Origin of the sequence: Paracandidimonas lactea (assembly GCF_021653995.1) — a bacterium.
GTDB lineage: Bacteria > Pseudomonadota > Gammaproteobacteria > Burkholderiales > Burkholderiaceae_B > Allopusillimonas > Allopusillimonas lactea.
Genome location: NZ_JAJJOZ010000006.1, coordinates 209,414 through 234,586 on the forward strand (window position 1 = coordinate 209,414; position 25,173 = coordinate 234,586).

The window sequence follows — 25,173 nt, forward strand, 5'->3', positions numbered from 1 at the left end:
CCGGGTTGCGTGACTGCGCAACCGCATCGTCGAGGCTTCAGTTTTGCTTAGGCCGGGGTTTGGATGTTCCTAAGCAACAGCCTTCCGAAATAAGACAAAATGCTTGTTGAGTCCAAGCTGAAAATTCTTATTCCTGAAGGAGCCGCGCAATGGCGCATGCGTATCGACATATTACGTTCAGTTATGAAGGAGGCGTGGGGCGCATCACGCTGAACCGCCCGGATACGCTGAACAGCTTCACGCAGATCATGCATGAAGACATCCGTGCCGCGTTGGGTTTTCTGGAAGGCCGCGACGACTTGCGCGGGCTGATCATTACGGGCACGGGCCGCGGGTTCTGCGCGGGGCAGGATCTCTCCGAGCGCAAGCCTCTGTCGGGCACCGAAAAGCGCGACCTCTCGTTGGGCATTGAGCAGAACTACAAGCCGCTTGTGCTGCGCCTGAGGGCGCTGCCGGCGCCCGTGATATGCGTGGTCAATGGCGTGGCGGCAGGCGCGGGCGCCAGCGTTGCATTGGCGTGCGACGTGGTCTATGCGGTGAAATCGGCGCGCTTCGTCCAGGCGTTTGCGCGTATCGGTCTGGTGCCGGACGCGGGCGGCACCTATTTCTGGCCTCGGCTGGTTGGCATGCCGCGCGCCATGGGCGCGGCGCTGTTTGCCGAGCCGGTCTCGGCCGAGCAAGCTGAAAAGTGGGGTTTGATCTGGCGTTGTATCGAAGATGGCGAACTGGAACAGACCTTGGCCGCGACCCACGAACGCCTGGCGCAGGGCCCCACGCGGGCTTATGCGGGCACTAAGCAAGCGCTTTACGCCACCTATGAAAACTCGCTGGAAGCGCAGATTGACCTGGAGCGTGATCTGCAGAAAACGATGGGCTACACCGACGACTATCAGGAAGGCATGCGGGCATTCGCGGAGAAGCGCCCCCCTGCGTTCCGCGGCCGCTGACGCCGGCCGCTGGATCAGTCTTGCACTGGTTCGGCATGCGCAGATAGTGAAACCAAAAAACATCAAATGGAGAAGACACATGAAATTGAAAGCCACATTGCTGTGCTCGCTTGTGCTGCTTGCGGGCGGCCCCGCCATGGCAGCCTGGCCCGATAAACCGATTACCCTAATCGTGCCCGCCGCACCCGGCGGCACGACGGATATCGCCGCACGTATCGTGGGCGAGAAGATGGCCGAAGACCTTGGCCAGAACGTTGTGGTCGAGAACAAGGCCGGTGCGGCCGGCATTATTGGTTCGCAGGCGCTGGTGCGCGCAAAGGCCGATGGTTATACGCTAATCATGGGTAACATTGGCCCCAACGCGATCAACTACAGCTTGTATAAGTCGCTGCCGTACAAGAAAGAAGACTTCAAGGCGATCACGCTTGTCATTTCGGTGCCCAACGTGTTGGTCGTCAACAAAGAAACTCCCGTCAACTCCGTCAAGGAACTCGTCCAGTATGTGAAGAGCGATGCCGCTCACCGCACGTTTGGCTCCTCTGGAAAAGGCCAGTCTCCGCATATGTCCGCGGAAATGTTCATGCAGCGCACTGGCCTGACGGCTGAGCATGTTCCCTATAAGGGTGCAGGTCCCGCTGTAACAGGCCTGCTCGGCAATCAGTACACCTTCATGATCGACAACTTGCCTAGTTCTCTGCCCTCTATCAAGGCAGGCAAGTTCAAGGCGCTTGCCGTTACCAGCGATCATCGTGTTGATGAGTTGCCTAACGTCCCAACCATGAAAGAGGCGGGCGTAGACAACATGGTTGTCACGGCATGGTTTGGTCTGTTTGCGCCAGCGGGTACACCGGACGACGTCATCGATCGCCTTTACCAAGCAGCCCACAAGGCGCTTGAGAGCGCGGACGTCAAAACTCGTTTTGCGGGCATGGGTGGTAAAGCAGGTGGCATTACGCCCGTACAGTTCCAAGCCTTTGTCGAGAGGCAGCAGCAAGACTGGACGGAGCTTGTGAAGGCCGCGAACCTGAAGATTGATTGAATATGATCAATAAAATCCTCTCCTCGCAGGCTGAAGCCTTGCAATCCATACCTGACGGAGCATCCGTGCTTGTCGGCGGGTTTGGCGACGCGGGCGTTCCGTTCGAACTGCTCGACACGCTGCGCCAGTTGGGCACGCGCGACCTGACCATCATCGCAAATAACGCAGGCACCTTCGATGTCGGTATTGCTGGGTTGATCAAGAACCGCCAGGTCAGCAAGCTTATTTGTTCGCACCCGCGCCCACCTAATTCGGAGGCATTTGCGGCGGCGTACAGGGCAGGGGAGCTCGAACTGGAGTGCGTACCGCAAGGTACCTTGGCGGAACGGCTGCGTGCCGCGGGCGCCGGCCTGGGGCCCTTTTTCACGCCGACAGGGTACGGCACTCGCCTGGCCGAGGGCAAGGAGCAGCGGGTGGTGAACGGCGTGGGCTACGTGCTCGAGCAACCGCTGCATGGCGACTTTGCCTTGATACGCGGGCATCTAGGCGATCGTTGGGGCAATCTTACTTATCGTTGGGCCGCGCGCAACTTCAATCCCGTTATGTGTACGGCGGCGCGTCATACCATTGTCCAAGTTGACGAGATCGTCGAACTCGGCGCGCTCCATCCCGAGCAGGTCATGACGCAGGGGATCTTCGTTCAGGCTGTCGTTCTTGCAGGAGTACACCATGCATAATCAGCACACTGCATTTGACGGATCGGGCGGCAACGGCCGCGCGGCAGCCGCTTTGGTCACGGCCGGCAGCACGGGTGCGGACGTGTCCGATCACGATACAAGCTACCAAGCGCTGAACCGCGACCAGATCGCCAAACTGGTTGCCGATAGCCTGCCCGATGGTGCATACATCAACCTTGGCATAGGTATGCCGACCAAGGTGGGCGACTATCTGCCGTCAGACCGCGAATTTGTACTGCATAGCGAAAACGGCATCCTCGGGATGGGCAGCGCAGCAAGTGGCGATAGCGCGGATCCCGACCTCATCAACGCCAGCCGGGTACCGGTTTCGCTGTTGAAGGGTGCGTCCATTACCGAGCACACCAATTCATTCGCCATGATGCGCGGTGGGCATCTCGACTACTCTATTCTTGGAGGTTTCCAAGTCGCCGCCAACGGCGATCTGGCCAATTGGATGACAGATGCCGATAACGCCATTCCTGCCGTGGGGGGCGCCATGGACCTCGTCGTCGGCGCCAAGCATCTGATCGTGATGATGGAACATACGACGCGCGAGGGGCAGCCTAAGTTGCTGGCGCAGTGCACGTATCCCGTGACGGGGCTGGGCGTGGTGGACTGGGTGTATACCGACCTGGCCGTCCTGCAGCCGCGTGACGGCGTGTTCGATGTATACGCCATGGTCGACGGCCTGAGCATGGATGTACTGCAAGGTAGAACTGACGCTCCTCTAGCGGTGGGATCACCCAGAATCATTAAATTGGATGAAAAAGGCCTGCCTTACTATGAAACGTGAAATGCCGGCCGGCCCCCCGGGGTGACCGCCAATAAAGCACCTACGCACACAACATAAAGCAGGCAAGGATGCTGAACAGGAAAAAATTGCCGACCGCATAGTTTGGCGCGCCGGGCGCAACGCCCAACGCCCAACGCCCAACGCCCAACGCCGTCATCCAGAGGCTGAGCGACGCTTTCAACCGCGCGACACGAGATCCGGAGATCAAGAAGCAGCTCAATGGTTACGGGTACGAGATCGAGGGAACCACACCGCCGGTGTTGACCACGCACATTCATGATGAGATCCGGAAATGAAAGGTGGCTGTGGAAAAATCCGGCGCCAACGTGCAGTAAGCCTTCCGGCGGGGCCAGCATTACAATCTCCGTTCATGCCATATACGAGGAAGACATTACGATGACTCAGCCATCCGTAGCCATAATCGACGATTACCAAAATGTCGCGCTGACGATGGCCGACTGGGGCACCGTGGCGCGCCATGCACGGATCCAGGTTTTTACGCAGGCGTGGCAAGACGAAGACGATCTCGTCCGCCAACTCGAGCCGTTCGAGATCATCTCCCTCATCCGCGAGCGTACGGCGTTTCCAGAGCGAGTGCTGGTGCGTTTGCCCAGGCTCAAGCTCATCTCCATGACGGGCGCGCGTACCACGACACTAGACATCGCGGCATGCACGCGGCTGGGTATTCCGGTGGCGGTGACGGGCGGCTCTCCCTCCCATGCCGCCGCGGAAATGGCGGTGGCACTCATACTCGCGTGCGCGCGCGGCCTGCCCCAGGGAGAGCGCGCCATGCGCACAGGAGGCTGGCAGAACGGCGTACCCATGGGTATCGAGCTAGAAGGCAAACAGTTGGGTATTGTTGGCTTGGGTAAGCTGGGCAGTCGTGTTGCACGCGTGGGGCAGGCGCTGGGCATGGACATAGTGGCCTGGAGCCAGAACCTTACCCCTGACCGCGCGGCAGACCTGGGCGTGCGCCGTGTCGAAAAAGACGAGCTCTTCTCTACGTCTGATGTGGTCTCCGTGCACCTTACCTTATCTCCGCGTACCGAAGGTATCATCGGCGCACATGAGCTGGGCCTGATGAAGCAGGGCGCTATCATCGTCAACACAGCCCGCGGCCCGCTGGTCGACGAAGCCGCACTGCTGCAGGCGCTCGGTGCGGGGCGCATTGTTGCCGGCCTGGATGTCTACGACATCGAACCGCTGCCTGTCGACCATCCGCTGCGCACACTGCCCAACGTCGTCCTATCTCCACACCTGGGCTACGTCGTTGCCAGCTCCTTCGAACACTTCTTTCGCGAAAGCGCCCGAAACATCGCCACCTTTTTGGAAGGCGGCACCCCCAAGTTGATGAACCCAGAAGTCATGGCAGGGCGCATCGCCGGCGAGCGTTAATGGGGTGGCGGGGCCGCGCCACTACTTCGTTCCCCGATCCTGAGGTTGCCGTAGCGGCTGCTTCGCGCATCCCGATAACCTGTTGTAACCAGGCTCCAATGAAGCAAGGCAAACTTAAAAAAACCCTCGCCTCGTGCCCTTGCGGCGACACCGCCAGCTACGAAGCCTGCTGCGGCCGCTGGCACCACGGCCCGCGGCATTTGATGGCGCCGGATGCGCAAACCCTGATGCGCTCCCGCTATACAGCCTTCGTGCTGGATGAGCTGCAATATCTGCTGGATACCTGGCATGTGAGCACGCGCCCGCAAACCTTGGACGGTAATGCGCCCGGCGTAAAGTGGCTGGGCCTGACAGTGCGCAACGCTCGCGCGCAGGACGCTGACCACGCCACCGTCGAGTTTGTGGCGCGGTCGCGCCACAACGGGCACGCCGTTCGCCTGCACGAAATCAGCCGTTTCGTGCGTGAAAACGGGCGCTGGTTTTATCTGGATGGCCAGTTTGTGCAGAAAGCGTAATGCGCTTGCTGCCGCAACCCCAATCGCCAACAAAGCAATGCTAACCAGGCAATGTTACGGTCCAAAAAACACCATCCTTCAGTAAATCTGCTAATCTTTCATCGCCTTCTCAATACTGAGGCATCTGTTCATTGCTTTTTAAAGGGAGCGTGCTCATGGCCGGTAAGTTCGAGATTTATAAAGACAAAGGTGGCGAATACCGATTCAGGTTGAAAGCCAGCAACGGGCAAACAATTCTTGCCAGCGAAGGCTACAAAGCTAAGGCGTCCTGTACCAGCGGCATCGAGTCCGTCAAAACCAACGCCGGCAATGATGCGCGCTATCAGCGCAAGCAATCACAATCCGGCAAGTTCATGTTCAATCTCATGGCCACCAACGGCCAAGTCATCGGCACCAGCGAGCACTACGACTCCGAAGCCACGCGTGAGGGCGGCATCGAGTCGGTCAAAAAACATGCGCCGCAGGCCTCGGTGGACGATACGTCATCCTGATACGCGTCCCGCGAAAGCGGGGCTGTGCACCACCACACTCAATGAAGCCATCCGTGCTGACGCGGGGCCGCTCGACCAGGGCGGCAACGCAGTATTGCGAAACCATTAGTCTCTTGGTTGATAATTAATATTAATAAGAATAATTCGCAATTGCATCAAAAGTGATAAACTTGCCGCCTTTAATGCCTAACGTAAATAGGGAGAAGGTCATGGCAAGGAAGGCCAGCAGAGGGCAGCGCAATCGACGCGCGGGTGTGGTGGTATTGTTCAGCGCGAGTGTTGCCGCAGCGCCTGTGGTGGCGCAAACGGGCGCCGCAGGTGGCCCCGTTGCCAAGCTATCGAACGTCACGGTGAAAGGCAGCGCCATCGATACCACGCTGCAGCACCTCGAAGCGCCTGTCGATGGCGGCGCGTTAGGCAGCCGCAAGCAGCTTGAAACGCCGTTTTCCACCACCATCGTCACCAGCGAAGACATGTCGCGCCGCCAGGTTGGCAAGCTGGGCGACGTGTTTGGGCTGGACGCCTCTGCGTCTGACAACAGCAGTCAAAGCGGTGCCTGGGCCAACTACCTTTCGGTTCGCGGGCTGGTGATCGATTGGCAAAACGGCTATCGCATCGATGGCAAGCCCTTCATCAGCTTTGGCACCACCATGCCGTACGAGCAACTGGAAAGCGTACAACTATTGAAAGGCGCTACCGGCTTTCTGTATGGTTATGCCGCACCGGGCGGGCTGGTCAACTACATTACGCGCAAGCCCACCAATGAGCCGGTGCGCGATGTAACTCTGGGGTACAAGTCCAACAACGTCTGGCGGGAAAGCGTGGATATCGGCGGCCGTGCGGGCAATGAAGGCGGGTTTGGCTACCGGCTGAATGCCACGCATGAAGAAGGCGAGACCTATAACAAGGGCGGCCTGTACCGTGATGCCGTATCGCTGGCGTTGGATGCACGGCTGTCTGAACGTCTTACCTGGGATATGCAAACGCTTTACCAAAAGCGCAAGGCAAATTCCATGGATACCACTATTAAAACAAGCGGGCTGACGGGCAGCCAACTGCCAGACCCGATCAGAAACGACAGCCGCAGGCTGGTGGGCCAGGGCACTTATGCCGACAATGAACTGCGCTACTTCTCCACCGGCCTGAAATATGCGCTGGCCCCAGACTGGAAGGCCAGCACCTACTTCAGCCATGCCACCACCCGCACACGCCGCAATGAGCAAGTCATTGCGCTGAAAGACGCGGCAGGCAACTACGATGATTTCCGTTCCGACTACGGCGAGTACTACCAGTTCAACGCCTGGCAGGCCCAGATCGAAGGGCGCTTCAATACCGGTGCTATCCGGCACGATATCGTGGCGGGCCTGTCGGGGCAAACGCAGCACAATGATTATGCCGGGGCATGGGTCTACAAACAGGTAGGTACTGGCACCCTCTGGCAACAGAACCACAACAGCTACTTCAGCCAGGGCACGATGGATCGCGGCCTGGGCATGTACCGCGCTGTTGAAATCGAACAGCAGGCCGCTTACCTTAGCGATACGATAAAGTTCTCGGATCACTGGTCGCTGCTGGCGGGGCTGCGCTATACCAATTATCGCCAAAAGGGCTTCCAGGCCACGGGCCAGATGGACAGCAGCTACAAGAAAAACGGCGTCGTGACGCCAACGGTTGCGCTGATGTACAACCTGTCTCCGCGCACCATGTTCTACGGCAGCTACATCGAGTCACTCGAGCCGGGCAAGGCAGTGCCTAACTATTATGCCAATGCCAACGCCTTGCTCGATCCGCTCAAGAGCCGGCAATACGAGTTGGGCCTCAAGACCGAGCAGGATGGCTGGGCCGCCACGGCAGCGCTGTTCCGCATAGAGAAGGCGGCAGAGTTCACCAATGCCGGCAATGCCCTGGTGCGGGATGGCGAGGCTATATATCAAGGTGTGGAAGCAGGTGCTTCGGTAGAGCTGGGCAGCAACTGGATCGTGGGCGGCAACGTGATGCTGCTGGGTTCCGAATACCGAAAGGGCTTGGCCAATATTGGCCAACGCGTGGCCGGCTCGCCGCGCTTCGTTGCCGCGTTGCAGGTGGGCTACGATGTGCCGCAACTGCCTGGCTTGCAGCTTTTTGCGGATGCCAAGTACACGGGGGCGACGCCTCTGCGTCCTGCCAATGATATCGATGTCGATGGCTACACGATATTCAATGTGGGCGCTAACTACGAAACGCAGATCAACGGCTATGACACCACCTTCCGTCTGGCGGTGAACAACCTTGCCAACAAGAAGTACTGGATGTATCAATATGCCGATTACATCAAGGCGGGAGATCCACGCACAGTCAACCTGAGCGCGACGTTCAGGTTCTAAGCAAGGCGGGCGCAGCAAGGCAGCGGCATCGCAGGCCCAGTGCGCGATTGCGTTTGGTGATGTATTCGACAAAAGCGCGGATCCGCGATGGCAACTGCTTCTGGCTCACAGATAGCGGCTGCCATCGTTGGGGATACTGCGGCAGGTGCCGATCAGGTGAGATTGGCTTTGTCCAGGCCAAACGCCTTGTCGGCCGAGTCGGGTGTTGTGCGAAAGGCAACGCCCACGCGGTTCCATCCATTGATGATGCCAAAGTATTCATTGGATCGTTCAATTTCGATCTTCGCTCGGCCAGGCTGAACACTGAACTTGGATTCATCGTCGACAGCCCCAACCTTGCCAAGACTATCAGCGAAATATTCCTGGACAAGGTGCCCAAAACTGCCTATGAAGTGTGGTTATCGGAGGATGGCGGCCTGTATTGGTTGGAACACAAGGATGGCCAAGTCGTACGCCACGATAGTGAGCCCGGGGCCAGCATCTGGCGACGGATGCTAGTTGCGGTGCTATCGCATTTACCGATTGAATGGTTGTTGTGAGGCGATGTGTCGTCATGCATGCGGGGTTGCAACATGCGTGACGGTATTCAGCCCAATCAGCCCTTCTTACGGGCTTCGAAGAATTCCCGCATATAGTTGCCGGGCTCGTCGCTTTCGAATGCCTGGCCGAAATGCCCGATGCTGTCGCGGGTGGCTTTCTGCAGGTACGGGGCTTCCCAGTCGATTAGCAGTTCTTTCTGCTTGCGCATGCCGGTTTCGCCATGCGATGCCAGCTCGGCGGCAAAGTCCGCCACGATGGCAGCCATCTCGTCGGTGTCGCCGATTTCGTTGAGCAGCCCCCATGCCATCGCGGTGGACGCGTCGATGGCGCGGCCCGAGAGCATCAGCCAGCGTGCGCGGCCTTCACCGATCAACCGTGCCAGCAAGGCGCCCTGTATTACAGAGGGGATGCCGATCTTCACTTCTGGCATCGTGAATTGCGCGTCGTGGGTGGCATAACGCATATCGCAGCACGCGGCGAGTTCCAGACCGACGCCGATGCACCAGCCTTGGATGTGGGCGATGGTGGCACGGGGGAACAGGCGCACGGCTTCGCACAGTTCATAGAGCGCGGTAATGAAGGTGCGCGCGGATGCGGGATCCAGCGCCTGCATTTCCTTGATGTCGGCGCCGCCCACAAAGGTTTTTACCCCAGTGCCGCGTATGACCAGCACTCGGACGCGGCTGTCTTCGGCGAGCGCGCGCAGCGCCTGTGTCAGCTCCCGGGCAACCCGGCTGCTAATGATGTTGAGCGGGCCGCCGTTGTTGATGATAAGCGTTGCAACGCCGTGCTTATCGATTGTGATCATTTCCATGTGTCGTTCTCCTGTTCAGGCCGGCTTGGTGCGGCCGTCGTGTATGACGCTGTCGTTCAGCAATGCCTGTATACGGGCGTCTTCCACGCCCCAGTCGGCCAGCGCCTGGACGGTGTGTTGTCCCTTGATCGGTGGTTCGCTGTGGGCGCGATCCACATTCTTGTTGATCGCCCGGTAAACCGTGCCGGTTTGCGAATGCCGGTAATGGGGCAGAAAGCCGATGGCCTCCAAATGCGGGTCCTCGACCAGATCGGGCACCGTATTGACGGTCGTGCAAGGGATGTCTGCCGAGCCAAGCGTGGCGATCCAATCAGCGGTTGTTCGGCTTGCGATGACACCTTCGAGGTAGGTGTAGATCAGGTCGTAATGGCCTGCGCGGCCGGCTGCGGTCGTGAAACGCGTGTCGCTCAGTTTGTCCGTATCACCCGTCAGCGTCAGAAAACTCTGCCAATGCTTGTCGTTGTAGACCAGCACAGCGACGTAGCCGTCCAGGGTTCGATATGGACGCCGGTAGCGCGTCATGAGCCGGGAATAATATGGCGCGCCATGCTCGGCATCGAAGGTGAGCCCGCCCAGATGGTCAGACAGCGTAAATTCCGCCAGCGTCTCGAACATCGATACATTGAGATAACCGCCTTCGCCGGTGCGCTGGCGGTGAAAAAGCTGCGCCACGATCCGATGTGCGGCCGCCGTGCCGGTGTAGCGGTCGGCGATCAGCGCGGGCAGGTAAGCTGGCGCTTCGCCGGTGTGTTCCGCATACAGCGCGGGCACGCCTGTCTGTGCCTGGATGATGTCGTCGAATGCGGGCCGCCCCGCATAAGGGCCGTCTTCGGCATAGCCGGTGAGGGCGGCATAAATCATGTCGGGCCGCCGCGCCCGAACCGATTCGTAATCCAGCCCCAACCTGCGTATGGCGTCTTCTCGGATATTGTGGACGAAGACATCGCACTGCCCGGCCAGCTCGCGCACCAGCGCGGCGCCATCGGGGTGCTTAAGATCAATGACGGCGGACTGTTTGTGATGGTTGACATGCAGAAACATGGCACCCATGCCTGGGTCGCGACGCGCGCCCGCATGCCGCATGATATCGCCTGCGGGCGGCTCGACCTTGAGGATATCGGCGCCGTATTGCCCCAGTATCTGGGTGCAGGCCGGCCCCATGATGACTGAGGTCAGATCCAGCACCCGTATACCGGCCAATGGCAGCGCAGCAGACGTGCGGGCCATTATTGGGCCTCGATCCCGGCCGCCTTGACGCGTGCCGTCCAGACGTCTTTTTGCTGCTGCGTGAACTGCGCATGCTCGGCGACGGAGTTGGGTGCTACTTGCATGCCCAGGCCCTTGAAGCGTTCGACGACATCGGGGCTGGCCAGTATCTGCGCCACCTCTTTGTTGATGAGCGCTACCACGTCCTCAGGTGTGCCGGCCGGCGCGGCCAGCCCCACCCATACGGTGATGTTGAGTTTGTAGCCCAGCTCATCCAGCGTGGGAACATTGGGAAAATCGTTGAGGCGGGCATCGGATGATGCTGCAATACCGCGCAGTTGCCCATTCTTGATCAGTGCGGTGACAACCGACAGGTCGCCGAACAGATAATCGATATGCCCGCCCAGCAGATCAGTGATTGCCTGCGGCTGACTCTTGTAAGCGATGCGGTTGTCGGTGAGCCCCGCTTCCAGGTTGAAGGTGGCGCCCGCAGTCTGTGCGGAGGCCGAGCCATAGCCATAGTTCAGCCCACCGGCTTTTGATGTTTTGACCAAGTCGGCGACGGAGTTGATTTTGCTGTTGCCATTCACTACCAGCATCATCGGGATCGTGGCGATGCGGATGACATGTGTGAAGTCGGTAACGGGATCGTACGGCAGGTTCTTGAACAAGGCAGGTGTCGCCGAGTGCGTGGAGCTGCTGGTCAGGATAAAGGTATAGCCGTCATTCTTGGCCCTTGCGACTTCGCGCGACCCAATGGTGCCCGACGCGCCTGCCTTGTTGTCAACCACGACGGGTGTCTGAAGACGGGCGCTAAGTTTCTCCGCCACGATGCGCGCGGTAGTGTCGCTGGCGCTGCCGGTGGAGAAAGGCACGATGATCTTGATGGGATGGGAGGGGTAGGCGGGCGCGGCGGAAGAGGCCGCCGTGGGGATAAGTGCCAGCGCCGCGGCGAAACCGGCAAGCATGCGTGTGAGCATTTGTGTCTCCAGCTATTGTTGGGGGATGAGTGAAAAATTCTAGGCGGTGTAGTTATTCCAAACAAACGAATAATTATCATCAATAAAGTCTTTTATGGAATGAATATTCGGTCACGCCAGACGAGGGCAGGGTTGGCTGGCAGGGCTGCGTGGGTCACGGGAGCTCCGACCGGGGCCGTGACTGGCCTGCCGCAGGGGCGTGGCCGAGCCTGTATTGCGCTTGCGGCTCAGGTTGCAACGGCGGGCGCTGTGGCTGCTTCAGTAATGCCTGGTGGTTCGGCGCCGTAGCTCAGGTTCTGGGGGTGGGGCCGTCCGAATGCGCGGCCTTCCGTCTGGAAAGATAGGCCAGCAGCTCGTCCTGGAAAACCCGCGCCGCCATGGATGGCATGGCAGGGTAGCGCAATACGAGCGAAATCGGGTGGCGATAACCATTCGCCCCCGAGATGACACGCGTCGCAATGCCGAGCTGCTGTGCGAACTCACACACATAGCCCGGGATCACGGTAATGCCCATACCCCTGCGCACCATGGACAATGCAGTGGTGAGCATATTGGTCTGAATGGTGGACGGCTGTTTGATTGGATACACCGACATCAGTGTATCCACCGCCCGCCGTACGCTATAGCCTTGATGCAGCGCGATATGGGCATAGTGCACCACGTCGGGCCATTGCACGCGCCGCTTTGCCGCCAGAGGGTGGTCGGCGGGGCAGGCTACGAACATGCGGTCGCGGAATACTTCGCGCACCATCAGCTTTTCGTTATTGATGTTGGACGAAACCAGCCCCATATCGGCTTGCCCATTCAGTACCGCCGCGATGGTCTGGTCTGTGGTGGTTTCAAGCAAGTTCAGCTTGACCCGCGGATAGCGGGCGTGAAAATCGGCCAGCACATCACCAATGAGCCCTTGCATCATCATGGGTGATGCCGCGACATTGATCGAGCCGCTTTCCAGATTGCGCAGATTCGACAGGCTGCGCTCGGCGGAAAGCAGCGAGCCGAGAATTTCCCGCGCGTGTGCATACAGCACATCCGCGCCGTCGCAAGGCTCTACGTGCCGGGTTGAGCGTTCGAACAAAGGCAGGCCGAACTCTTTCTCGAGTTCAGCGCACAGCTTGCTGACCGCCGATTGCGTCAGATGCAGCGCCTGCGCAGCCTTGGTGAAGCTGCGCAACTCGTAAACCGTGCAAAAAGCGCGCAGTTGCTTGAGGGTGAGGTTCATGCGGGACTGAAGGGGTGTAATGCGGCGAGCGTAGCACGCCTTTCCCATTCGTGACGAGCAGGTTCCGGGCGAGCGATTGGCACTCGCTACATGCAGATGAGTTCAATGAACGTGTGCTAGCCGTTCCTAGGGAATCCCCTAGCTAGGCATGCTCGGCGTCACTTCGATACGATCTGAAAATTACATAAATATGAAAATTTCAGAAAAATGAAGTTTTCAGGCGGGCTAAGAAATGGCAGGCAGACAACCTACGGAAGCGAAACTCTTGCACACCAACGCTTTCATCGATTTTTGGCTTGGCCAGCGGCTAAGGGAGTTGCGCAAAGCGCAGAATCTTTCTCTGAGTCAGCTCGCGGCCGCGTGCGGTATGTCGGTTGGCTTGCTGAGCCAGATCGAGCGCGGGCTCAGTGCAGTGTCGCTGAAGAATCTGAGATCCTTGGCGCGCGAACTGAATGTATCCGTCAACTCGCTTCTCGAGAATTTCGAACGAAGCGAGGATGAGCTGGGGGGATGGATCGCACGCAAAAAAAATCACACACGCCTGCAGATGAGCGACCGAAAGATCATCAAAGAGATCATCTCTCCCCCGCAGGCGAGCGCCATTGAGCTGTATCGCGCACGCATCAAACCAGGCGGATCCTCGGGCGAAGAGTTGTTTGTCACGGCTCGCGGCACCATGGTTGGCACGGTACTGGAGGGTGTGCTGGAGCTGTGGATTGAAAAAAGCACAGTTCTATTGGCGGCGGGAGACAGTTTTTGCTATTCCAGCGAGATGCCCCGGCGCTGGCGCAATCCGAGCAACGAAGACACAGTCGTCCTCTGGGCAATATCAAAATAATCGTTTCGCCTATGCAGCGAACGTTCGATTCGTTTTTAGCGAAGTTGACAATCAGTACTGCAGGAAGCTCCTGCAGCTGAATTAAAAGGGAGACAGTATGAAACTCAAAACAGTTATCGCCGGTTTTGCGGCATCGCTCATCCTTGCGGCCAATGTGCACGCGGCAAGCGAACCAGTAATCAAAGTGGGCTCCACGCCCACGGGCGTGCCATTCACTTTCCTCGATACGAAAACCAACACGATCGAAGGAATTATGGTCGATCTGGTTAAAGCGGTTGGCAAGGAAGTGGGCTTTTCAGTACAGATCGAGCCTATGCAGTTCAGTGCACTGATCGGCTCTTTGAATTCCAAACGCATCGACATTATCGCGGCGGCCATGCTCACAACCCCCGAGCGGCAGAAGGTTGTCAGTTTCACCAACCCGGTCATGGCCTATGGAGAAGCCTTGCTGGTTCCTAAAACCGATGGGAAGTCATATCACAGCTTCGCCGACATGAAGGGGATGAATATCGGCATACAGGTGGGCACGAGCTATATCGCGCCTGCCGAGAAAAGCGGCGCTTTCTCTGAAATCAAGCTGTACGAAACGTCCACGGATCTGATGCGGGATGTGAATAATAAACGCATTCAGGCGGGTTTGATGGATTACCCCATCGCGGTTGCCGCCATAAATGACGGACGCGCCCCGGAAATGCGGATCGTCAAAAGCTATAAGTCCGTGATTGTGAGGGATCTGGGTCTGATTACGCGGCATGAAAACACTGAACTGCTGGAGAAGATGAACAAGGCAATCGACAAACTCAAGGCCGATGGCACCGTCGATAAGATTCTCGTGAAGTGGGGTCTTGATCCGCAGCAGCGCAAATAGCGAACGGTTGACGAGTTTTATATGTATCGGATGCGGTTTCAATCCAGTTCGGAATCGAAGTGGCATCTGATACACGATTTGCGGATGGAACGTTTATGACCGAGCTTTTCGATAAGATTGTTCAGTACATGCCTGCGCTGTTGAAAGGCGTGGAGCTGACTATCATTGTTACCCTGGGATCCCTGCTTTTATCGACAGTTTTGGGAATGTTTTGGGCGCTATTGCGGGCCTCCAATATCAATATATTGGTTAAAGGCAGTGAGTGGGCAATCAATCTGCTCAGAGGCATTCCCATAATCGTTCTGCTGTTTTATATCTACTTCGTCATGCCGGATATCGGCATCTCGCTTACCGCAGTGCAGGCAGGCATTATTGGACTCGGCATTGCCTATTCCGCCTATCAATCGGAAAACTTCCGGGCCGGTATAGAGGCTATTGATCGGGGGCAAATCGAAGCTGCGATGGCGATGGGCATGGGTTGGGGTACGACGATGCGGCGTGTCGTCCTGCCGCAAGCCTTTCGTATTGTGCTGCCACCGTACGGCAACACAATGATCATGATGCTGAAAGACTCTTCGCAGGCCTCAACCATAACGGTGGCCGAACTTGCAATGCAGGGGAAGCTGGTGGCGCTGTCGACGTTCGATAATACGACGGTTTTTACCATGGTTGCGCTCATGTACTTGGCCATGTGTCTCCCGCTGATCATGATTGTCAAATATCTCGAGAAAAGGAGTGCGCGGGCATGATAAAGATTGAGAACATGCGCAAGAGTTATGGCACACATGAGGTTTTGAAGGGGATCAATGCCGAGGTGGCAAAAGGCGAGGTCGTTTGCATTATCGGCCCGTCAGGGTCAGGTAAATCGACGATCCTGCGCTGTATTAATGGCCTTGAATCCTACCAAAGCGGGTCCATTACTGTTGACGGCCAGAAAGTCGACAACAAGTCGAAGTCCATCACCGCGTTGAGAACCGAAGTGGCGATGGTATTTCAGCGGTTCAATCTGTTTCCACATCGAACCGCCCTCGAGAACATCACCGAAGGCCCCATCTATGTGAAGAAGGAGCCGGCCGCCGAAGCGCTCACGCATGGGCGGGAGCTGCTGGAGAAAGTGGGTCTGGCCGACAAAGCGGATTTTTATCCTCATCAATTGTCAGGCGGACAACAGCAGCGTGTGGCAATAGCGCGGGCGCTGGCCATGCGGCCCAAAGCCATCTTGTTCGATGAACCGACATCTGCCCTGGATCCGGAGCTGGTGGGCGATGTACTGCATGTGATGATTTCGCTGGCAAAGGCCGGCATGACAATGGTGGTTGTCACGCACGAGATGGGTTTTGCCAAGGAAGTCGCGGATCGGGTCATTTTTGTGGACGGTGGTGTCATCGTCGAACAAGGGCCCGCCAATGAAGTTCTTAATCACCCGTCGAACCCTAGAACTCAGGATTTTCTGCATCGGGTTCTGAACCCGATCTGAAGGAGAAAGGTACCTTGTTTCCCTCTGAACGTTTTCCGCTTACTCCTTCTCTCTGGGCGGCCACCGCAGTTGCGCCGCCCCAAGCCGAATCATTGAACGATGCGGTGTCCGCAGATGTGGCAATCATTGGCGCAGGCTACGCGGGGTTGAGCACGGCACTGCATTTGGCCCAGCGCGGCATCAAAGTAATTGTTCTGGAAGCCAGAGAGATCGGGTTTGGCGCTTCAGGCCGAAACGGCGGTCAGGTCGTTCCTGGGTTGAAGCTTGATCCGGACGAGATCGTTCAGCTGTATGGACGCGAGCATAGCGAAAAGCTGCTGGATTTTTCAGTCGGGACAGCCGATACGGTTTTCGACATGATCGACCGTCACAGCATGCAGGTTCCATATACGCGCAGCGGCTGGATTCAGCCGGCCCACAACACGAAGGCGTTGGAGACGGTGCGGCGCAGAGCTGAGCAGTGGGAGAGATTAGGCGTATCGGTATCTTGCCTGGACCGCGCGCAAACCGCTGCGTTGATCGGCAGTGATACGTATCTTGGGGGCTGGATCAATCGGCGCGGCGGCTGCGTTCAGCCTCTCAGCTATACGAGGGAGCTTGCCCGTGCCGCCATCGCGGCGGGCGCGAGCATTTATACCGACTCACCGGTGGAAAGTTTGTCATTCGATCGATCAAACTGGACACTGCGTATCGGTCAGGGTGGTTCCGTCAAGGCGGCGCGCGTGGTGGTCTGCGCCAATGCCTATAGCGACGGCCTCTATAAGGGCCTGAAGGAGTCGATCATCGACGCCAATACGTTCCAGGTTGCCACCGAGCCGCTGCCCGACAGTCTTGCAGCATCGATATTTCCCGAGGGGCATGTTGCATCAGATACCCGAAATTTGCTGCTTTATTTTCGCAAGGATCACACGGGCAGATTCCTGATGGGCGGCCGCGGGCCGTTCCGTGAGCCCAGGAGCGCCGCTGACTGGGCGCACTTGAAGACAGCGATCGCCAAGCTTTTCCCGCAATTGGCCGGTGTCCAGTATCAGTATCACTGGTGTGGGCGCGTGGCAGTCACGCGCGATTACATGCCGCATTTGCATACGCCAGCGCCGGGTCTTCTGATCAATATTGGCTGCCAGGGCCGGGGCATTGGTTTGCAGACCAGCATGGGTATCGCAATGGCAGAGTATCTGGCCACAGGTGATGAACAGGCGCTGCCGCTCCCCGTCACGCGTGTCAAGCCTTTGCCTTTGTATGCATTGCGCAGGCTATATGTGAGTGCGTTGATCTCGTGGTACAGATTTTGCGACGAACGGGCGTGATTGCGGCGATGATGGGGGGGCGGGGCGCACCCTCTCCGGCCCTTAGGGCCGGAGAAGTCTTTTTGTGCCAATTTCCCGATGCAAGGCCCGCCATGAGTACCCGGTTTGCGCACATTGATCGCAATGCGCCAACCGGGCTGGGCCGTGTCACGGTATCAATAGATTCTGAACAAGCCGGCCGCACCCATGCCGCCGCCGACACACATCGTGACGACTGCCCATTTGGCGCCGCGGCGCTTTCCTTCGAGCAGAATATGACCGGTGAGCCGTGCTCCCGTGACGCCGAAGGGGTGGCCCAGAGAGATTGACCCTCCATTCACGTTCAGGCGTTCCATCGGAATACCAAGCTTGCGCTGGCAATAGAGCGCTTGCGAAGCAAAGGCCTCGTTCAGTTCCCACAGGTCGATGTCATCGACCTTTAAGTTGTGGCGCTCGAGCAAACGGGGTACGGCATAAACGGGGCCGATACCCATTTCATCCGGTGCGCAGCCGGCGACCGCCATACCTACAAAGGCCCCGAGAGGCTCAAGGTTCGCGCGCTCCGCATCGCGGGCGTCCATCAGGACACACGCTGCGGCACCGTCGGCCAACTGCGAGGCATTGCCCGCGGTGACAAACTGGCCCGCACCCATGACGGGGGCCAGGCTGGCCAAGCCTTCAGCGGTCGTGGATGGCCTGTTGCAGTTGTCCGCACTGACCGTGGCCTCTTTGCGGGCGGTGGTGCCCGTGGCCTTGTCGGTAACCTCCATCGTGGCCAGAACGGGGATGATCTCGTTGTCGTAGCGTCCCGTTTGTTGTGCGGCGGCGGTCAACTGCTGGCTGCGAAGCGCGAATGCGTCCTGATCTTCACGGGTGATGCCATAGCGTTGCGCCACGATATCGGCGGTTGCGATCATTGGCATGTAGAGCTCAGGAATCTCGGCCTTGAGCCAATCATCGATCCCGCTCACACCGTCGTCGCGTGTGCGCAGCAAGGAACAGCTTTCCACACCTCCAGCAACAACGACGCCGGATTGGCCCATCACCACACGCGCGGCGGCGTCGGCGACAGCCTGCAGGCCTGAAGCACAAAAACGGTTAACGGTGGCGCCGGCCACGCTCAGCGGCAGGCCTGCACGAATTGCCGCCTGGCGTGCGACGTTGCGTCCGGTCGCGCCTTCCGGGTAACCGCAACCCAGAACAACGTCCTCGATACTGGAAGGATCCACGCCGGCTCGCTCCACAGCGGCGCGAATGGCATACGAGGCGAGGGTAGGGCCTTGGGTGATGTTGAACTCGCCGCGCCGCGCCTTGGTCAGTGGCGTGCGTGCAGTGGAGACAATGACTGCTTCTCGTTTCATGGATGCTCTCTCAGTTGGATTGATTCAGGCTGCCAAAGGTGGAACCCTCACGCGCAAGGCGGCGCAAGAGTTCGGCGGGCGCCCAGAAGTGGGGATCTTCTTTTGCATAGGACTCAAGATCGGCCAGGATGGCGGGCAGGCCGATGTCATCGGCGTACTTCATCGGGCCGCCACGCCAGCGCGGAAACCCGTAGCCATTGATCAAGACCGTGTCGATGTCAGCGGGGCAGCGTGCAATACCATCATCCAGGACCTTCGCGGCTTCATTGATCAACGCGGCCATATAGCGCCGCACGATTTCTTCGTCGGTGAAAGCGCGGGCCACAATGCCGCGCGCAGCGCGCTCGTCGTCGATCAGAGCCAGAACCTCCGGATCAGGCCGGCCCTTCTGGCCGCGTTCGGGATACAGGTAGTAGCCCCTTCCCGTCTTCTGGCCGAACCATCCCTTTTCGCACAGCCGGTCGGCCACGCGCACGTAGCGCGCTTCGGGTGGGCGCGTTGCCGCCTTCCGTTTGCGTGTGGCCCAGCCAATGTCGCCCCCCGTCAGATCGGCGGTACGGAAGGGGCCCATGGCGTAGCCAAACTGTTCCAGTGCCTGGTCGATCTGGTAGGGTGAGGCGCCATCCTCCATCATGTGCGTTGCGGCTTCGCGATACACATAAAGAACGCGGTTGCCGATGAAGCCATCACAGACACCCGCGCGCACCGGCACCTTGTCCAACCGGCGCGCCAGCGCGAAAGAGGTGGCTACAACGTCGTCGGCAACGCGCGCGGGAACCACAATCTCCAGCAGCTTCATGATGTTGGCGGGCGAGAAAAAGTGCAGGCCAATGACATCCTGCGGTCGTGATGTGCTCGCGGCAAGCAGGTCAATGTCCAGATACGAGGTATTCGTGGCCAGAATGGCACCCGGGTGGCAGACGCGATCCAGCTCGGCGAACACCTGTTTCTTGACGTCCATGTCTTCGAAGACGGCTTCGATGACAAGATCGACCTCCGCCAGCATTGCGTAGTCGGTAGCGGTGCTCAGCCGTGAAAGACGTTCATCGCGTACTGCCGCTTGTATGCGGCCGCGCTCGACTTGGCGTCGATAGATGTTCTCGATGCGGTCCTGGCCGGCTTGCAGTGACGCGTTGTCGCGTTCGATCAGCGTTACATCCATGCCCGCATCCAGCATCGCCACGGCGATGCCGGCGCCCATGGTGCCACCGCCTATGACGCCGGCGCGCTGTACTTGACGGCCGGCCCCACCCGGCACTTTGGCAGCGTGTTTTTCCGCGAAGAACGCATGCGTGAGCCCCCGGTGCTCCGTGCTGTTTGTGCATTGCTGGAACGCCTGCCGCTCGAATCGCAGCCCTTCCTCCAGCGGCATTTCGATGGCGGCCTGTACACAATCCAACAGCAGGCGTTGGGCGGGCAGCACATGATGCTTGGCATCCAGGCGCTGGCGCTGTGCCATCACGACTTCCAGGTTCGCACGACGGGAAGCTTCGTCGATCGAGGGCTCAGGCGGCAATGCGGAACACAGCGCCGCCGCGCGCTCCTGGGCGGCGTCGAGCAGCGCGGCTTCGTCGCAGATTGCATCCAACAGGCCGAGCTTCAGCGCCGTTTCGGCGTTGATGATGCGGCCTTCCATCATCAGGGACAAGGCAGGCTCGACGCCGATCAGGCGTGGAAGACGCTGCGTGCCGCCTCCGCCTGGCAATAACCCTAGTTTCACTTCGGGCAGGCCCAAGCGCGTCCCGGGTGCGGCGAGGCGAGCATGCGCGGCCAGCGCTAATTCCAGGCCGCCGCCAAGCGCTATGCCTTTCATTGCGGCCACGATGGGTTTGCGGCTCGCAGCAATGCGCCGTGCGACATCGCCGGTCCACGGTGATTGCCGTGGCCGATCAAACTCGCGGATATCGGCGCCGGCACAGAAAACCTCGTGATCGCCATACAGGACAATGGCTTTGACGGAATCCTGCTGTTCAGCCATGGCCAGCGCGTCGTCAGCTTGACGACGCAGCGTGTGATCAAGCGCGTTCAGGGGTGGATGACTCAAGCGCAGAAACAGGATGCCATCGTGGATGGCGGAATGCACATGACTCGGTTCAATGGTAGACATGGAAACACTCAACAATCAGTCTTCGATGCGAAGGGGGCGTTGGCAACAAGGGATAGGTGATCGTCCTGCGAGCCGAAACTTGCGTCGCAGCACAACAGCTTGCGGTAATAGTGTCCGATGGGATACTCGTACGCCATGCCCATGCCACCGTGCAACTGGATCGCCTGGCCGCCGACATGTCGCGCACTGCGCCCCACGGTGAGCTTGGCCAGGCTGAGATCGCGGCACGCCTCGGGGTCGCCCGCGGCGGCGGCGTCCGCGCGGATGGCGGCAAGCAGTGTCATGGATCGTGCACGCTCAGTTGCGATCAGCATGTCTACGTAACGATGCTGCAGGGCCTGCTGCGCCGCCAATGGCTTGCCGAACTGGCTGCGCTCGTGCAGATAATCCCGGCAGATTTGCAAAGCTTTGTCCATGGCGCCCAGCGCTTCGGCGCAGCTAGCCGCCAGACCCCGATACACTGCGCGCAATAGAAGAGATTCCGCGCGCGATGCGTCGGCCAGGCAGGCGACTGCGGCAACGTTGTCAAAAGCCAGGTCGGCGCTATGGCTGCCATCGGCTAACGGGGCACCTTGACGGGTCAGGCCATCGCTGTGTGCATCGATCAACAACAGCACGATGCCGTCTTCATGTCGTGCAGACACAATCAGCCAGTCAGCGTGCGCGCCGTTGTCCACCAGAATCTTGTGTCCGGAAACGCGCCAGGTTGAGCCGTCCTGTACAGCACGAGTTTCGATGCGCAATGGTGCAAAGCCTTGATCGCTTTCGGCCCATGCCAGGGCTAGGCTGGCGTCGCCCGCGATGGCGGCTTGCAACGCATGTGCGGCCGCCGGTTCGCCAGCCAGCAAAGGCGCGCCGAGTACGGCAGTGGACAGCAAGGGTTCTGTATTGAGCGCGGCGCCCGCCCCTTCCATCAGCAACATGGCTTCCTGCGGCCCCAATCCCAGCCCACCGTCGCTTTCGGGCACGGTCAGACCCAGCCAGCCGAGCTCTCCCATCGCTTTCCACGCCGTGGCGTCGGGCCGCTGCTGCCGCCCGAGGCGGTCGAGGTGGCGTTCAAACGCATAGGCGCTTGAGAAGTAGTCGAACACGCTTGCGCGTATCATCTCCTGTTCATCGGAGAGTGTCAGGTTCATGGCATATCCTCGCTTAATTCTGGAAGCGGCTCTTGACGATCACGTTCTTCTGAATCTCCGAGCTGCCGCCGTAGATCGTGGCCACCCTGTTGAACAGATGGTCGCCAAGTAGACCGTGGGCAGTGTCGTCGCCGAGCGGCGACTGTGTGTAGCGGCCGGTATACACCATCGCATAACGGCCAGCCATGTCTACGAGGAGCTCTGTGAGGGCCTGACAAATCTCAGAGCCTTCGATTTTCAACATGGAAGAGTCGGCAATATCGAAGCCTGCGCCGGGGCGGTATGCGGCCAAGGCGCGCAGTTCGGTCAACTCAAGGGCTCGCAGGCGTGCTTCGATTTCGCACAGGCGGTGGCGGTACAAAGGGTTGTCGATAGGGCGGCTTCCGTCAACGCGGGGATGAGAGGCAAGGCGTTGAGCGCGCGCCAGTTGCATGCGCGACCGACCGACACGTGCAATCATTGCCCGTTCATGGCCCAGGAGAAACTTGGCATATGTCCAGCCCTCGCCTTCCTTGCCTACGAGCCCCGACTTTGGCACACGCACATCGTTAAAGAACACTTCGCAGATGCTGGCGCCCTCATCAATCGTGCGTACCGGGCGCACCTCGATGCCTGGGCTCTTCATGTCCAGAAGCAGGAAAGATATACCCTCCTGCGGCTTGCCGGTGTCGATTGTGCGTGCGAGGCAGAACATCATGTCCGCAAAGCGCCCGTGCGTCGTCCAGGCTTTCTGCCCATTGAGTAGATAATGGTCGCCACAGTCCACGGCACGCGTGCGCAGCGATGCAAGGTCAGAGCCGGCGTTGGGCTCTGAGAAGCCCTGGCACCACCACGTATCTGAACTAAGGATGTCCGGTAGATACTGTTTCTTCTGCTCGTCTGATCCGAAGGTATAGATCACCGGCCCAACCATGGAGATGCCAAACGGAATGGTTTCAGGCGCGCATTGCAGGGCGAGTTCATGGAGGAACACACGCTGCTTACCCAGGCTCCAGCCTGTACCGCCGAACTGTACCGGCCAGGCGGGCGCAATCCATCCTTTACGGTGCAGATGTTTTTGCCAGTCGACATACTCCTGCTTCTCGAGCTTTTCGCCGTACAGGACTTTGCGGCGCACCGTCTCAGGCAGATGTGCTTGTGCGAACGCTCGTACTTCTTGGCGGAACTCGAGCTCTTCCGGCGTTACTTCAAGATCCATGATGATGTTTGCTTTGCTGAAGGTTTAAATCGGCTATATGTTCAAATCGGCTGTATGGGGAAGGCTGCCTTGATATGTATTGGCACATCGGGTAGAAACTCGGCTGCTACGTCGTTGACCGTGCTGGGGATGTCTTCCAGGCGCGCAAGCACATCCTTTTTAGGGCCAGCTACAGCCAGGGCCATCAGCCCGGCATGAACGCCAGCTCCTGGGTCGGTGACCAGCGCAAACGAAAAAGATGCACGGTTGGCGCTTTGAAGCCGATGTGAGTACACGAAGCCCGCTTGACGCGCCTTGTCAACGATATCCAGAACCTGCCTCAAGGAACTGACCGGCGATGGATGCTCGCCTCGTGCCAGGCAAGCGTTGGCGATGGCGCACACATCATCATCGGGGAGCTGTGCCAGCAGGGCATAGCCCATGCCAGTATCGATCAATGGGCGAACCACACCAATCGGTACCTGGCTCTTTCGGTCTTTGGGCGCATACAGAACGTGTGCATACTGTACGTAACGGCCACTGCGCTGACCAAGGACAATCGTCAAACCAAGCCGTTCTTCCAGTGCGCGCATCGCCAGGCGCAAATTGCTGTGCGGCAGTGCCAGATCGTGCACCCAGCCTCCAAGCATATTCAGCCGGAGGCTGGGCATATAAGTGCCGTTGTCTGGGTTATGGCATAGGTAGCCCATACGCATCAGTGTTTGCACCAGCATCCAGGCACTGGACTGAGGATAGTCGCTCGCCCGCACAATCTCCGCCAACGTAACCGGGCGGCCCAGCTGCTCGAGCAGCTCCAGGAGCTCGAGCACGCGCTGCGCCGATTTGACGGCACGCGTACCCAGGTCACGTGGGCCATCTTTGATGGTCGGGTCTGGCAGCTCGAGCGGGCGGAGGGAACGGGACATGGCGCCTGTAAATCAGTCGGTGCGGATGTTGGCCGATTTCGCCAAGTCCGCCCAACGTTCGATGTCAGCATGGAAGAACTCGGTGAACGAAGCGGAATCGCTGCCTACTGGATCAAGGTTCATGCCGACCAGCTTGGCGCGTACGTCGGGTGCGGCGACAGCATCAGCGACCTGCTTGGCCATGGCCTGAACGATGGGCTGGGAAGTGCCCTTGGCGGCGAACAGGCCGAACCATGCGCCTAAATTGAAGCCAGCATAACCGAGCTCTTGCATTGTGGGGATATTCGGCAGGGATGCCATGCGCTTCTCGCCGGTTACGGCCAAGACAGTCACACGATTGGAGTTTAGATGCGGCAAGGCCGAGCCTATATCGGGAAAAGCATAAGCGACAACGCCCGCCAAAAGGTCGGTCATCATAGGCGCAGCCCCTTTGTATGGAATGTGCTGCGCACTGCTGCCCGTGGTTTGGCTGAACTGCGCGCCCAGGAAATGACCAGTGGAGCCGTTTCCGTAAGAGCCGTAGCTGTGCTTCTGCGGGTTTTCCTTCAAAGCTTTGATCAACGCCTCGACGGAATTTGCCTTGATGACATTTGGATTGATGGCGAGAACATTAGACGACCTCGCAACGAGAGAAACCGGTATGAAATCACGCTTTGCGTCGTACGGCAGCTTGACCGTCGTCGTGGCCGGGAGCTGAGACATCGTGGTGAAGCCCAGCATGAACGTGTAGCCGTCAGTGCCGGCATTTAACAGTGCATTGCTGCCGATGACGCCAGTGCCGCCGGGGCGGTTTTCTACAACGATAGGTTGCTTGAGCACGTCACCAATGTGCTTGGCCAACAGCCTTGCCACGGTGTCTGCGCCGCCGCCCGCCGAACTCGGCACGATAAAGCGGATCGGTTGCGACGGCCAGTCGCTGCCCGACGCTGAAGCTGGCACGCTATGCGTCAAGGCCAGTGCCGCGGCTGCGGCAATAAATTGTCTGCGTGCAATAAGGGCCACGTCTCTCTCCTGT

General features: G+C 58.9%; 24 protein-coding genes and 1 pseudogene. 14 read left to right on the forward strand and 11 right to left on the reverse strand.

The annotated features are described in order from the left end of the window. Window positions 1–149 precede the first annotated feature (149 nt). The 8 genes from paaG to LOL23_RS12645 all read left to right on the forward strand — a co-directional run bounded on the left by paaG (window position 150) and on the right by LOL23_RS12645 (window position 8,220). Complete coding sequence (gene paaG, locus LOL23_RS12610) at window positions 150–947, forward strand: 2-(1,2-epoxy-1,2-dihydrophenyl)acetyl-CoA isomerase PaaG (RefSeq protein WP_237173691.1); 798 nt, start codon at window positions 150–152, stop codon at window positions 945–947. A gap of 79 nt (window positions 948–1,026) precedes the next feature. Further along, window positions 1,027–1,986, forward strand: coding sequence for a Bug family tripartite tricarboxylate transporter substrate binding protein (locus LOL23_RS12615; protein WP_160980887.1), 960 nt, complete (start codon window positions 1,027–1,029; stop codon window positions 1,984–1,986). A gap of 2 nt (window positions 1,987–1,988) precedes the next feature. Further along, window positions 1,989–2,663: a 3-oxoacid CoA-transferase subunit A gene (locus LOL23_RS12620; RefSeq protein ID WP_160980885.1), complete on the forward strand. Its 675-nt coding sequence runs from the start codon at window positions 1,989–1,991 to the stop codon at window positions 2,661–2,663. After that, window positions 2,656–3,456: a 3-oxoacid CoA-transferase subunit B gene (locus LOL23_RS12625; RefSeq protein ID WP_160980883.1), complete on the forward strand. Its 801-nt coding sequence runs from the start codon at window positions 2,656–2,658 to the stop codon at window positions 3,454–3,456. The genes LOL23_RS12620 and LOL23_RS12625 overlap by 8 nt, the downstream gene beginning before the upstream one ends. A gap of 396 nt (window positions 3,457–3,852) precedes the next feature. Then, window positions 3,853–4,851 (forward strand): D-2-hydroxyacid dehydrogenase family protein, encoded by a 999-nt coding sequence (locus LOL23_RS12630; RefSeq protein WP_237173692.1) that lies wholly within the window; start codon window positions 3,853–3,855, stop codon window positions 4,849–4,851. Between the two features lie 98 nt (window positions 4,852–4,949). Beyond that, window positions 4,950–5,366 (forward strand): YchJ family protein, encoded by a 417-nt coding sequence (locus LOL23_RS12635; RefSeq protein ID WP_160980879.1) that lies wholly within the window; start codon window positions 4,950–4,952, stop codon window positions 5,364–5,366. A gap of 155 nt (window positions 5,367–5,521) precedes the next feature. Further along, a complete protein-coding gene (locus LOL23_RS12640; RefSeq protein ID WP_160980877.1) occupies window positions 5,522–5,857 on the forward strand; it encodes a YegP family protein in 336 nt (111 codons plus the stop codon). A gap of 209 nt (window positions 5,858–6,066) precedes the next feature. Next, window positions 6,067–8,220: a TonB-dependent siderophore receptor gene (locus tag LOL23_RS12645; protein ID WP_160980875.1), complete on the forward strand. Its 2,154-nt coding sequence runs from the start codon at window positions 6,067–6,069 to the stop codon at window positions 8,218–8,220. A 152-nt stretch (window positions 8,221–8,372) separates the two neighbouring features. On the opposite strand, the pseudogene LOL23_RS12650 reads toward LOL23_RS12645, so the two are convergent. Further along, a pseudogene (locus tag LOL23_RS12650) lies at window positions 8,373–8,465 on the reverse strand (carboxymuconolactone decarboxylase family protein); the annotation flags it as partial. Window positions 8,466–8,516: 51 nt separating this feature from the next. Between LOL23_RS12650 and LOL23_RS12655 the strand changes: the two are divergent. Next, window positions 8,517–8,759, forward strand: coding sequence for a phospholipase D-like domain-containing protein (locus tag LOL23_RS12655; protein ID WP_237173724.1), 243 nt, complete (start codon window positions 8,517–8,519; stop codon window positions 8,757–8,759). A 56-nt stretch (window positions 8,760–8,815) separates the two neighbouring features. On the opposite strand, the gene LOL23_RS12660 is transcribed toward LOL23_RS12655, so the two are convergent. From LOL23_RS12660 to LOL23_RS12675, 4 genes are all read right to left on the reverse strand, one after another. After that, window positions 8,816–9,574: an enoyl-CoA hydratase gene (locus tag LOL23_RS12660; protein ID WP_237173693.1), complete on the reverse strand. Its 759-nt coding sequence runs from the start codon at window positions 9,572–9,574 to the stop codon at window positions 8,816–8,818. A gap of 15 nt (window positions 9,575–9,589) precedes the next feature. Continuing rightward, a complete protein-coding gene (locus tag LOL23_RS12665) occupies window positions 9,590–10,801 on the reverse strand; it encodes a CaiB/BaiF CoA transferase family protein (RefSeq protein WP_160980869.1) in 1,212 nt (403 codons plus the stop codon). Beyond that, window positions 10,801–11,760, reverse strand: coding sequence for a Bug family tripartite tricarboxylate transporter substrate binding protein (locus tag LOL23_RS12670; RefSeq protein ID WP_160980867.1), 960 nt, complete (start codon window positions 11,758–11,760; stop codon window positions 10,801–10,803). Before LOL23_RS12670 ends, LOL23_RS12665 begins: the two co-directional genes overlap by 1 nt. A 289-nt stretch (window positions 11,761–12,049) precedes the next feature. Further along, the gene (locus tag LOL23_RS12675) at window positions 12,050–12,982 is read right to left on the reverse strand and encodes a LysR family transcriptional regulator (RefSeq protein ID WP_160980865.1); all 933 of its coding nucleotides are present in this window, start codon (window positions 12,980–12,982) and stop codon (window positions 12,050–12,052) included. 265 nt (window positions 12,983–13,247) lie between these two features. On the opposite strand from LOL23_RS12675, the gene LOL23_RS12680 reads away from it, so the two are divergent. The 5 genes from LOL23_RS12680 to LOL23_RS12700 all read left to right on the forward strand — a co-directional run bounded on the left by LOL23_RS12680 (window position 13,248) and on the right by LOL23_RS12700 (window position 17,472). Then, on the forward strand, window positions 13,248–13,820 hold the full coding sequence (locus LOL23_RS12680) for a helix-turn-helix domain-containing protein (RefSeq protein WP_237173694.1): 573 nt from the start codon (window positions 13,248–13,250) through the stop codon (window positions 13,818–13,820). Window positions 13,821–13,917: 97 nt separating this feature from the next. Then, on the forward strand, window positions 13,918–14,688 hold the full coding sequence (locus LOL23_RS12685; protein WP_160980860.1) for an ABC transporter substrate-binding protein: 771 nt from the start codon (window positions 13,918–13,920) through the stop codon (window positions 14,686–14,688). Window positions 14,689–14,783: 95 nt separating this feature from the next. Then, window positions 14,784–15,437, forward strand: coding sequence for an amino acid ABC transporter permease (locus LOL23_RS12690; protein WP_160980858.1), 654 nt, complete (start codon window positions 14,784–14,786; stop codon window positions 15,435–15,437). Then, on the forward strand, window positions 15,434–16,165 hold the full coding sequence (locus tag LOL23_RS12695; RefSeq protein WP_237173695.1) for an amino acid ABC transporter ATP-binding protein: 732 nt from the start codon (window positions 15,434–15,436) through the stop codon (window positions 16,163–16,165). Before LOL23_RS12690 ends, LOL23_RS12695 begins: the two co-directional genes overlap by 4 nt. Before the next feature lie 14 nt (window positions 16,166–16,179). Continuing rightward, the gene (locus LOL23_RS12700) at window positions 16,180–17,472 is read left to right on the forward strand and encodes an NAD(P)/FAD-dependent oxidoreductase (protein WP_237173696.1); all 1,293 of its coding nucleotides are present in this window, start codon (window positions 16,180–16,182) and stop codon (window positions 17,470–17,472) included. 155 nt (window positions 17,473–17,627) lie between these two features. Here the strand turns inward: LOL23_RS12700 and LOL23_RS12705 are convergent, their stop codons facing one another. From LOL23_RS12705 to LOL23_RS12730, 6 genes are read right to left on the reverse strand one after another with little or no spacing between them, the layout of a single operon-like run. Then, window positions 17,628–18,812 carry an acetyl-CoA C-acyltransferase gene (locus LOL23_RS12705; protein ID WP_237173697.1) on the reverse strand — a complete coding sequence of 395 codons (1,185 nt, stop codon included), beginning with the start codon at window positions 18,810–18,812 and terminating at the stop codon, window positions 17,628–17,630. 10 nt (window positions 18,813–18,822) lie between these two features. After that, on the reverse strand, window positions 18,823–20,919 hold the full coding sequence (locus tag LOL23_RS12710; protein WP_237173698.1) for a 3-hydroxyacyl-CoA dehydrogenase NAD-binding domain-containing protein: 2,097 nt from the start codon (window positions 20,917–20,919) through the stop codon (window positions 18,823–18,825). Window positions 20,920–20,927: 8 nt separating this feature from the next. Further along, complete coding sequence (locus LOL23_RS12715) at window positions 20,928–22,055, reverse strand: acyl-CoA dehydrogenase family protein (RefSeq protein ID WP_237173699.1); 1,128 nt, start codon at window positions 22,053–22,055, stop codon at window positions 20,928–20,930. Between the two features lie 13 nt (window positions 22,056–22,068). Next, window positions 22,069–23,253 (reverse strand): acyl-CoA dehydrogenase family protein, encoded by a 1,185-nt coding sequence (locus LOL23_RS12720; protein ID WP_160980848.1) that lies wholly within the window; start codon window positions 23,251–23,253, stop codon window positions 22,069–22,071. Between the two features lie 41 nt (window positions 23,254–23,294). Beyond that, window positions 23,295–24,158, reverse strand: a complete 864-nt coding sequence (locus tag LOL23_RS12725; RefSeq protein WP_160980846.1) for an IclR family transcriptional regulator — start codon at window positions 24,156–24,158, stop codon at window positions 23,295–23,297. 12 nt (window positions 24,159–24,170) lie between these two features. Continuing rightward, a complete protein-coding gene (locus LOL23_RS12730; protein ID WP_160980844.1) occupies window positions 24,171–25,160 on the reverse strand; it encodes a Bug family tripartite tricarboxylate transporter substrate binding protein in 990 nt (329 codons plus the stop codon). Between the last annotated feature and the right edge of the window lie 13 nt (window positions 25,161–25,173).